Annotated in this window: 7 protein-coding genes; 2 read left to right on the top strand and 5 right to left on the bottom strand. The window is 71.3% G+C overall.

All coding sequences use genetic code 11. The features are described 5' to 3' along the window. Positions 1 to 62 precede the first annotated feature (62 nt). On the bottom strand, positions 63 to 2,717 hold the full coding sequence (locus ACFWP5_RS50680; RefSeq protein ID WP_384173655.1) for a DEAD/DEAH box helicase: 2,655 nt from the start codon (positions 2,715 to 2,717) through the stop codon (positions 63 to 65). Between the two features lie 479 nt (positions 2,718 to 3,196). Between ACFWP5_RS50680 and ACFWP5_RS50685 the strand changes: the two genes are divergently transcribed. Beyond that, positions 3,197 to 3,934: a ferritin-like fold-containing protein gene (locus tag ACFWP5_RS50685; RefSeq protein ID WP_384173658.1), complete on the top strand. Its 738-nt coding sequence runs from the start codon at positions 3,197 to 3,199 to the stop codon at positions 3,932 to 3,934. A 31-nt stretch (positions 3,935 to 3,965) separates the two neighbouring features. Here the strand turns inward: ACFWP5_RS50685 and ACFWP5_RS50690 are convergent, their stop codons facing one another. The 4 genes from ACFWP5_RS50690 to ACFWP5_RS50705 all read right to left on the bottom strand — a co-directional run bounded on the left by ACFWP5_RS50690 (position 3,966) and on the right by ACFWP5_RS50705 (position 5,875). Beyond that, entirely contained in the window at positions 3,966 to 4,235 is a 270-nt protein-coding gene (locus tag ACFWP5_RS50690) for a hypothetical protein (RefSeq protein ID WP_384173669.1), read from the bottom strand. A gap of 169 nt (positions 4,236 to 4,404) precedes the next feature. Next, a complete protein-coding gene (locus ACFWP5_RS50695) occupies positions 4,405 to 4,632 on the bottom strand; it encodes a DUF3107 domain-containing protein (RefSeq protein ID WP_019072095.1) in 228 nt (75 codons plus the stop codon). Between the two features lie 187 nt (positions 4,633 to 4,819). After that, complete coding sequence (locus ACFWP5_RS50700) at positions 4,820 to 5,464, bottom strand: TetR/AcrR family transcriptional regulator (protein WP_384173661.1); 645 nt, start codon at positions 5,462 to 5,464, stop codon at positions 4,820 to 4,822. 225 nt (positions 5,465 to 5,689) lie between these two features. Beyond that, the gene (locus ACFWP5_RS50705; RefSeq protein WP_384173664.1) at positions 5,690 to 5,875 is read right to left on the bottom strand and encodes a hypothetical protein; all 186 of its coding nucleotides are present in this window, start codon (positions 5,873 to 5,875) and stop codon (positions 5,690 to 5,692) included. Between the two features lie 187 nt (positions 5,876 to 6,062). Between ACFWP5_RS50705 and ACFWP5_RS50710 the strand changes: the two genes are divergently transcribed. After that, entirely contained in the window at positions 6,063 to 7,280 is a 1,218-nt protein-coding gene (locus ACFWP5_RS50710) for an alpha/beta fold hydrolase (RefSeq protein WP_384173666.1), read from the top strand. The last annotated feature ends 1,132 nt before the right edge of the window (positions 7,281 to 8,412 follow it).

Here is an 8,412-nt window from a genome sequence, read left to right on the forward strand (position 1 = left end):
CCCTTGCACAGGGGCCGGCCATCCGGCGTTCCGCCTTGTTCTTGTCGACCTTCGGGGGCGGATCAGCCCTCGGTGGCCTCCGCTGCCGCTGTCGCCGCGGACTTGCGCGGACGGCGCACCCTCGGCTTCGCCTCCGGTGCCTCCGCCGTCTCCGCGACGACCGGGGCCTCGGCGGCCTTGCGGGTCGTACGACGACGCGGCTTGGCCTCCGACTCCTCGGCCACCTGGGCCGGGATCTCGGCGGTGGCCGTCTTGCGGGCGCGACGCGGCTTGGTCTCGACGGCCTCGACCGTGTCCACGGCGGCAACCGCCGCAGCCTTACGAGTGCGACGCGGCTTGCTCTCGACGACCTCCGCCGGTGCCTCTACGACAACGGCAGCGGCCGTCTTGCGGGCGCGGCGCGGCTTGCTCTCGACGGCCTCGACCGTGTCCACGGCGGCCTCGGCGGCAACGGCAGCCTTACGGGTGCGGCGCGGCTTGGTCTCGACGACCTCCGCCGGTGCCTCCGTGGCTAGGGCGGCAGCGGCCGTCTTGCGCGTACGACGCGGCTTCGTCTCTACGGCCTCGGCGGTGTCCACGGCGACGACCTCGGCCGGAGCCGCGGCCTTCCGGGTCCGCCGCGACTTGGCCTCCGCGACGACCGGCGTCTCCACGGCCTCCGCCTCCACCACCGGCTCCGCGACCTTGCGGGTACGGCGACGGGGCGTGACCTCTGCGGCGCTGCCCAGCTCCTCGACCACCTGCGCGGGGATCTCGGCGACGGCCTTGCGGGTCGCGGTACGGCGACGCGGCTTGGTCTCCTCGACCGCCTCGACGACCTCGACCGCTTCGGCCGGAGCCGCGGTCTTCCGCGCCCGGGTCCGACGCGGCTTGGCCTCGACGGCCTCGGCCGTGTCGACCGCAGTCACGGCGGCGGTCTCGGTTACGGTCTCGACCGGCTCCGCGGCCTGTACGGCCTTACGGGTCCGGCGGCGCGACTTGGTCTCCTCGACCGGAGTCTCGGCCACAGGGGCCTCGACCACCGGGGTCACGACCTCGGCCTCGGCGACAGCCGGCTCCGCCGACTTCCGCGTACGCCGACGACGCGACGTCGTCGGGGAGTCCAGGGCCGGACCCTCAGCCGTGGCTACGGCGCTTTCCGCGACCTCGGATGCGGGCGTGGAGGTGACTGCCGTGGCCGGCAGCTGCTCTCCCGTCGCTCCGTTGCGCGTGCGGCGACGACGGCGCGGAGTGCGGCCGGCGGTGTCCTCGGAGGCGGCCACCGCGGTCTCCTCCGGAGTGGACGTCACGGCCGCAGCCGCCGAAGTCCCTTCCATCGGGGCGCCGTTGCGGGTACGACGGCGGCGGCGGGGGGTGCGCGCCGCGCGCTCGGTGTCGCTGGAGCGGGATTCGTCGCGGCTGTCCCGGGTATTGTCCCGGCCGCTGTCGCGACCGCCCCTGCCGCCATCGCGACCACCGTCACGGGCGCCGTCGCGACCGTCACGGCCGACACGACCGCCCCGGCCGCGCGGACCGCCGCGACCGCCGGTCTCGCCGAGGTCCTCGACCTCCTCCGCGGCCAGCCCGGCGCGCGTGCGCTCCGAGCGGGGCAGGACACCCTTGGTGCCCGCGGCGATGTTCATTTCCTCGAAGAAGTGCGGGGACGTGGAGTACGTCTCCGGCGGGTTCGGGAAACCGAGGTCCAGCGCCTTGTTGATGAGCTGCCAGCGCGGGATGTCGTCCCAGTCGACGAGGGTGACCGCGATGCCCTTGGCGCCCGCGCGGCCGGTGCGGCCGATGCGGTGCAGGTAGGTCTTCTCGTCCTCGGGGGACTGGTAGTTGATGACGTGCGTGACGCCCTCGACGTCGATACCGCGGGCGGCGACGTCGGTGCAGACGAGCACGTCCACCTTGCCGTTGCGGAACGCGCGCAGCGCCTGCTCGCGGGCGCCCTGGCCGAGGTCGCCGTGGACCGCGCCGGAGGCGAAGCCGCGCTGCTGGAGCTGGTCGGCGAGGTCGGCCGCCGTGCGCTTCGTACGGCAGAAGACCATGACCGGGCCCCGGCCCTCGGCCTGCAGGATGCGGGCGACGAGCTCGGGCTTGTCCATGTTGTGCGCGCGGTAGATGAACTGCTTGGTGTTCGCGACCGTCGCGCCCTCGTCGTCCGGCGAGGTGGCGCGGATGTGCGTGGGCTGCGACATGTAGCGGCGCGCGAGACCGATGACCGCGCCCGGCATGGTCGCCGAGAACAGCATCGTCTGACGCTTGGCCGGCAGGAAGTTGATGATCTTCTCGACGTCGGGCAGGAAGCCCAGGTCGAGCATCTCGTCGGCCTCGTCGAGGACGAGCGACTTGATGTGCTTGAGGTCGAGCTTCTTCTGGCCCGCGAGGTCGAGCAGTCGGCCCGGGGTGCCGACGATGACGTCGACGCCCTTGCGGAGCGCCTCGACCTGCGGCTCGTAGGCCCGGCCGCCGTAGATGGCGAGGACGCGCACGTTGCGCACCTTGCCTGCGGTCAGCAGGTCGTTCGTGACCTGCGTGCACAGCTCGCGCGTGGGGACCACGACGAGCGCCTGCGGGGCGTCGGTCAGCTGCTCGGGCTTGGCGCGGCCGGCCTCGACGTCTGCGGGGACGGTCACGCGCTCCAGGAGCGGGAGGCCGAAGCCCAGCGTCTTGCCGGTGCCGGTCTTGGCCTGGCCGATGACGTCCGTGCCGGAAAGGGCTACGGGGAGCGTCATCTCCTGGATCGGGAAGGGGGAGACGATACCGACGGCCTCAAGGGCCTCAGCGGTCTCGGGAAGGATTCCGAGCTCTCGGAAAGTAGTCAGGGTGCTGCCTCTTCTGTGTGCGCGGTGCGAGGCGAGCGCGGGGGTCGTGTCAGGACCGTGCCGGGACGTCGGCTGCCTTACGGTCAACCCGCGAGGGCAAGCCGTACTGCACGGGACCACTGCCGACGCTCTAGCGCTCGAACCGCTGAGGGTCCCCCTCCGAACTCCGTACGCAACGTGCCGTACGGGCGAGGAGGGCTGTCGGGTCGGAGCCGATCGGGCCACCGACCGGGCATCCTCATTCGTGCGGCCCGGCGAATACTCGGCGGGCGCATTACCACCATACCCCGGAATCACGCACATGCGTTGGCCGATTTGGTCACGTTGTCGTCGTCACACTGATTGACCAGGGACTTCCGCCGTGCTGTGAGCGGGCTATTGTGCGCTTCATGACGACCGCTGACAACGCCTCCGACGCACCCGCCGAACCCACCGGAGTCGCCGCCCAGGACTGGGCCACGGCCTCCGTCGACCCGCAGTACCGCAACGCGGTCGTGGACCTGCTCGGCGCGCTCGCGTACGGCGAGCTGGCGGCGTTCGAGCGGCTCGCGGAGGACGCCAAGCTGGCGCCGACGCTCGGGGACAAGGCGGAGCTGGCGAAGATGGCGTCGGCCGAGTTCCACCACTTCGAGCAGCTCAGGGACCGGCTCACGGAGATCGGGGCCGAGCCGACCGACGCGATGCAGCCGTTCGTCGCCGCCCTCGACGGCTTCCACAAGCAGACGGCGCCCTCGGACTGGCTGGAAGGGCTCGTCAAGGCCTACGTCGGCGACTCGATCGCCAGCGACTTCTACCGCGAGGTCGCCGCCCGCCTCGACAAGGACTCCCGCCTGCTGGTGCTCGGGGTCCTCGACGACACCGGGCACGCCAGCTTCGCCATTGAGAAGGTGCGCGCGGCGATCGACGCGGACCCGCGTGTGGGTGGCCGACTCGCCCTGTGGGCACGGCGGTTGATGGGTGAGGCGCTGTCGCAGTCCCAGCGGGTGGTCGCCGACCGGGACGCGCTGTCGACGATGCTCGTGGGTGGCGTGGCGGACGGCTTCGACCTCGCGGAGGTGGGCCGGATGTTCTCCCGGATCACCGAGGCGCACACCAAGCGGATGGCGGCCCTGGGGCTCGCCGCCTGAGTACGGCTACGGGGGAGTGCGGCCAGTACGGCTAGGCGGGGGCGGACCGTCCCCGGAGTCGTCTCGCCGGTCGAAGGAGCAGCGAGACCGAGGCCGCCGAGACCACCGCCGCGCCGAGCAGACTCGGCAGACCGCTGCCGGGGCCCAGCGCGCTGTGGGTGACGAAGTCACCGAAAAGAGCTCCGGCGACACCCGTGGAGAACACCAGGGGGCGGGTCGGCAGACGGTGTGCGAGCCGGTGCGTGGCGGCCCACGCGAGCAGCACACCCAGCACAGCGGAGCCGAGCGCTTCCAGGATCATCACGGGGGTCCCTCCCACGGCCGGCGTGCGTGATGCGGTCGTAGCCGGTCATACCCGTGACCTGCGGAATGCAATCCTCCCCTGTGGGTGTCTTGTGCTCCATCTGTGGTGGAAACGCGAGGGGGCCCGGTGACCTTCTCGGTCACCGGGCCCCCTCGTCCGTTCGCGACTACAGCGCGCCGAAGCCCACCTTGCGCGGGGCCGCCTCGCCGAGCTCGACATAGGCGAGCCGGTCGGCGGGGACCAGGACCTTGCGGCCGTGCTCGTCCACGAGGCTCAGCAGGGGCGCCTTGCCGGTCAGCGCCTCGGCCACGGCCTGCTCGACCTCCTCGGCGCTCTGACCGGTCTCCAGAACGATCTCGCGAGGCGTGTGCAGCACGCCGATCTTGACCTCCACGGCTATGTCCCTCCGACGGTCAGCAAAGTGCGCGATCTTCCGCGCCGTACGCAGCACACATTAGCCCGGCGAGGGGACGTAGATGTTCCGCGCCGGAACGCCAAGAGCGAACAGTCCACGGGAACAAACGGCCGTCCATGGCCTGCACGACTGTTATACGGCCGTCCGCCGTGCTCTCCGTCAGCCGTCAGTGGTGCTGATCGCTCCCGTGCAGCGGGAAACCGGCGATGCCGCGCCACGCCAGCGAGGCCAGCAGCTGGACGGCCTGGTCGCGCGGAACGCTGCGGTCGCTGTGCAGCCAGGAGCGGGCGACGACCTGGGCGAGACCGCCCAGACCCGAGGCCAGCAGCATCGACTCGGCCCGCGACAGGCCGGTGTCCTCGGCGATGACGTCGCAGATCGCCTCGGCGCACTCGTTCGTCACCTTGTCGACGCGCTCGCGCACGGCGGGCTCGTTCGTCAGGTCCGACTCGAAGACCAGCCGGAAGGCGCCGCCGTCGTCCTCCACGTAGGCGAAGTATGCGTCCATCGTCGCCCGGACGCGCTGCTTGTTGTCCGACGTCGACGCGAGTGCGGTCCGCACCGCCTGGATCAGCGACTCGCAGTGCTGGTCGAGGAGGGCGAGGTAGAGGTCGAGCTTGCCCGGGAAGTGCTGGTAGAGCACCGGCTTGCTGACGCCGGCGCGCTCGGCGATGTCGTCCATCGCGGCCGCGTGGTAGCCCTGCGCGACGAAGACCTCCTGGGCGGCGCCCAGCAGCTGGTTCCGTCGGGCACGGCGCGGCAGGCGGGTGCCCCGCGGGCGCGCCGCCTCTGTCTGCTCGATGGCTGTCACGCCGCCTCCCAAATGTCGTCCTCATGCGGTGAGCGCCGCGTCGCCATCGTACTTTTCGGTAACCGTGGTGTGCGCGGTGCGAGCGCAGAATTTCACGTACCGGACGATGGTGAAATCCGTGCGAATGCTCATAGAAGGGGATGTAGAGGTCACGGGTAGTCGGAGGTAAGTGGCTTCTTCTTACTGAAGGGGCTCGGTCCGTCTACTGAAGGGGGCCGGTCGCTGTCACCGATAGTCGTCTTCGTCGAGGGCGACGATGCGGGCCTGTTCCGCCACGTCGGCCTCGTTGGCCTTGCCCGGGTCGACGTCGGTCGGTTGTTCGTCGGTGGTGTCGTCCTCGAGGGCTTCGACGTCGAACGGGGTGTCGCTCTCGTCCTCGAACGTCTCCGGATCGCTGGGGTCGACGGTCATGGCGGGCTCCCTTCCTGGTACGTCGTGCGCTTTACGTCGTGCGTCATGCGCTTGTAGATACGGGTGCCCTGTCTACGAGCCTAGGAGACACCGGGCAGGGGTGCCATGGCGGACGCCGTAGGGCTGCCGTGGGGCTTGTGACGGCGAACACACGAGCTACTGCGTGATCGTCTCGTAACATTGCCGCATGTCTTCGACAGAGCTGCCTTCCGTGTCGGCCGCCAGTGTGCTCCCCAAAGTGGCGCCCGTCAGGGTCGGCGAGGGGGAGCGGCTCAGGTCGGTCGGGCTGCCGGGGATCACGCTGACGGTGCGGTCGAGAACAGCGGTGCGCGAAGGACTTCCGCCCGCTCTGTACGTCCACGGGCTGGGCGGTTCCTCGCAGAACTGGTCGCAGCTCATGGCCGAGTTCGACGGCCTGGTCGACAGTGAGGCCCTGGATCTGCCGGGCTTCGGCGACTCCCCGCCACCGGACGACGGCGACTACTCCGTCACCGGGCACGCGCGCGCGGTCATCCGTTATCTCGACGCGGCCGAGCGCGGCCCGGTGCACCTCTTCGGCAACTCGCTGGGTGGCGCGATCACGACCCGCGTGGCCGCGGTGCGCCCGGACCTCGTCCGCACGCTCACGCTGATCTCCCCGGCCCTGCCGGAGATCCGCGTCCAGCGCTCGGCGATGCCTACGGCGCTGCTGGGCGTACCGGGCATCGCGTCCCTGTTCACCCGCATCAGCAGGGACTGGACGGCTGAACAGCGCGTCCGCGGCGTCCTGGGCCTCTGCTACGGCGATCCCGGCCTGGTGACACCGGAGGCGTTCCGCTACGCGGTCGAGGAGTTGGAGCGACGACTCCAACTGCCGTACTTCTGGGACGCGATGGCCCGTTCCTCACGAGGCATCGTCAACGCGTACACCTTGGGCGGCCAACACGGCCTGTGGCGCCAGGCCGAACGCGTCCTCGCCCCCACCCTCCTCGTCTACGGCGGCCGAGACCAACTGGTCGGCTACCGCATGGCCCAGCGAGCGGCCCGCGCCTTCCGCGACTCCCGCCTGCTGTCCCTGCCCGACGCGGGGCACGTCGCGATGATGGAGTACCCGGAGACGGTGGCGGCGGCGTTCCGTGAACTCCTCGCGGATGCGGGGGAGTTGGGAGAGTTCGGGGAGCGGGGAGAGCCGGCGGGAGTCGGCGCCGACAGCGCTGCGGACACCGGTACGGATGCCGGTGCCGTGCGGGGGCGTCGTGCGGGTGAGGCGGATGGTTTCGGCCGAGGTGGCGGGGGTGGTGCGCGGGGGTCCCGGGGCGGCGGTTCGGTGAGTACGGTGAGTGATGCCGGCGGTGCGGGATCGGGACCAGGATTGGGTTCAGGTGCCAGGGGCGATGGCAACGACGATACGAACGCGGGGAGTTGAGGGGGCGACGTGGGACGCCATAGTCGCCGTAGATCCCCTGCGAAGGGTGACGCCGCGGACGTAGGCACAGGGGCGGGGAAGGGCGGAACGGGCGCTCAGGACGCTTCTCGTGACGCTCAGGGGACTCGTGGGCGTCAGAAGGGGCAGGGGGGCCAGGCTGGTTCTGCTGGTTCTGGGCCTGGGGCGATACCTGGCCAACAGCAGCCTTCGGGGAGCGGGAATCCGGGGCACGGGGCGTCGAGCCTCTCGGACGGCACGCCGGCTCGCGGGATACCGGGCCCGGGCATGGCCGACGGCACGACTGCGCGGGGCGTCCCGCGGTCCCAGGGTGCGGCGCCTGCTCAAAGAGGGCCGCGCCTTGCGGACGGGACCCCTGCTCACGGCGTACCGGGTTTCCCGGGTGGGACTCCGGCTCATGGCGTGCCGCGCTTCCAGGAGGCGGCGCCCACTCAAAGGGGGCCGCGCCTTCCGGACGGCACCCCCGCTCACGGCGTACCGCGCTTCCAAGGGCAGCCTTCCGCTCAAGGTGGGCCGCGTTCTCCGGAGGGGGCCCCTGCTCACGGCGTACCGCGTTTCCAAGGGCCGCCGCCCGCGCAGGGTGCCCCGCGTTCCGCGGACGGGACTCCCGTTCAGGGCGTGCCGCGTTTCCAGGGGCAGCCTTCCGCTCAAGGCGGGCCGCGTTCTCCGGAAGGGACCCCTGCTCACGGTATTCCGCGTCTCCAGGGTCAGCCGCCCGCTCAAGGTGGGCCGCGCCTTCCTGATGGGACCCCGGTGCAGGGGTCGCCGCGTTTCTCCGGCGGTGTTCCTACGGGTGGAGGACCGCGTCTCCCTGATGGCACTCCCGCGCGCGGGGTTCCGCGTCTGCCGGATGGCTGGCCCGCGCAGGGTGCGCCAAGTTTCGCGGACGGCACTCCGGCTCATGGGGTTCCCCGGCTTCCGGACGGCACCCCGGCCCATGGGTTTCCCCGGTTGGCCGATGGCACTCCGGCCCACGGTTTTCCGAGATTGCCGGACGGTACACCGGCTCGCGGTGTTCCACGCGCGCCGGACGGCGCCCCCGCGCACGGCGCTCCCCGCCTCCCCGACGGCACTCCGGCCCACGGTTTCCCCAGGTTGCCCGATGGCACTCCCG

Origin of the sequence: Streptomyces sp. NPDC058469 (assembly GCF_042721125.1) — a bacterium.
GTDB lineage: Bacteria > Actinomycetota > Actinomycetes > Streptomycetales > Streptomycetaceae > Streptomyces.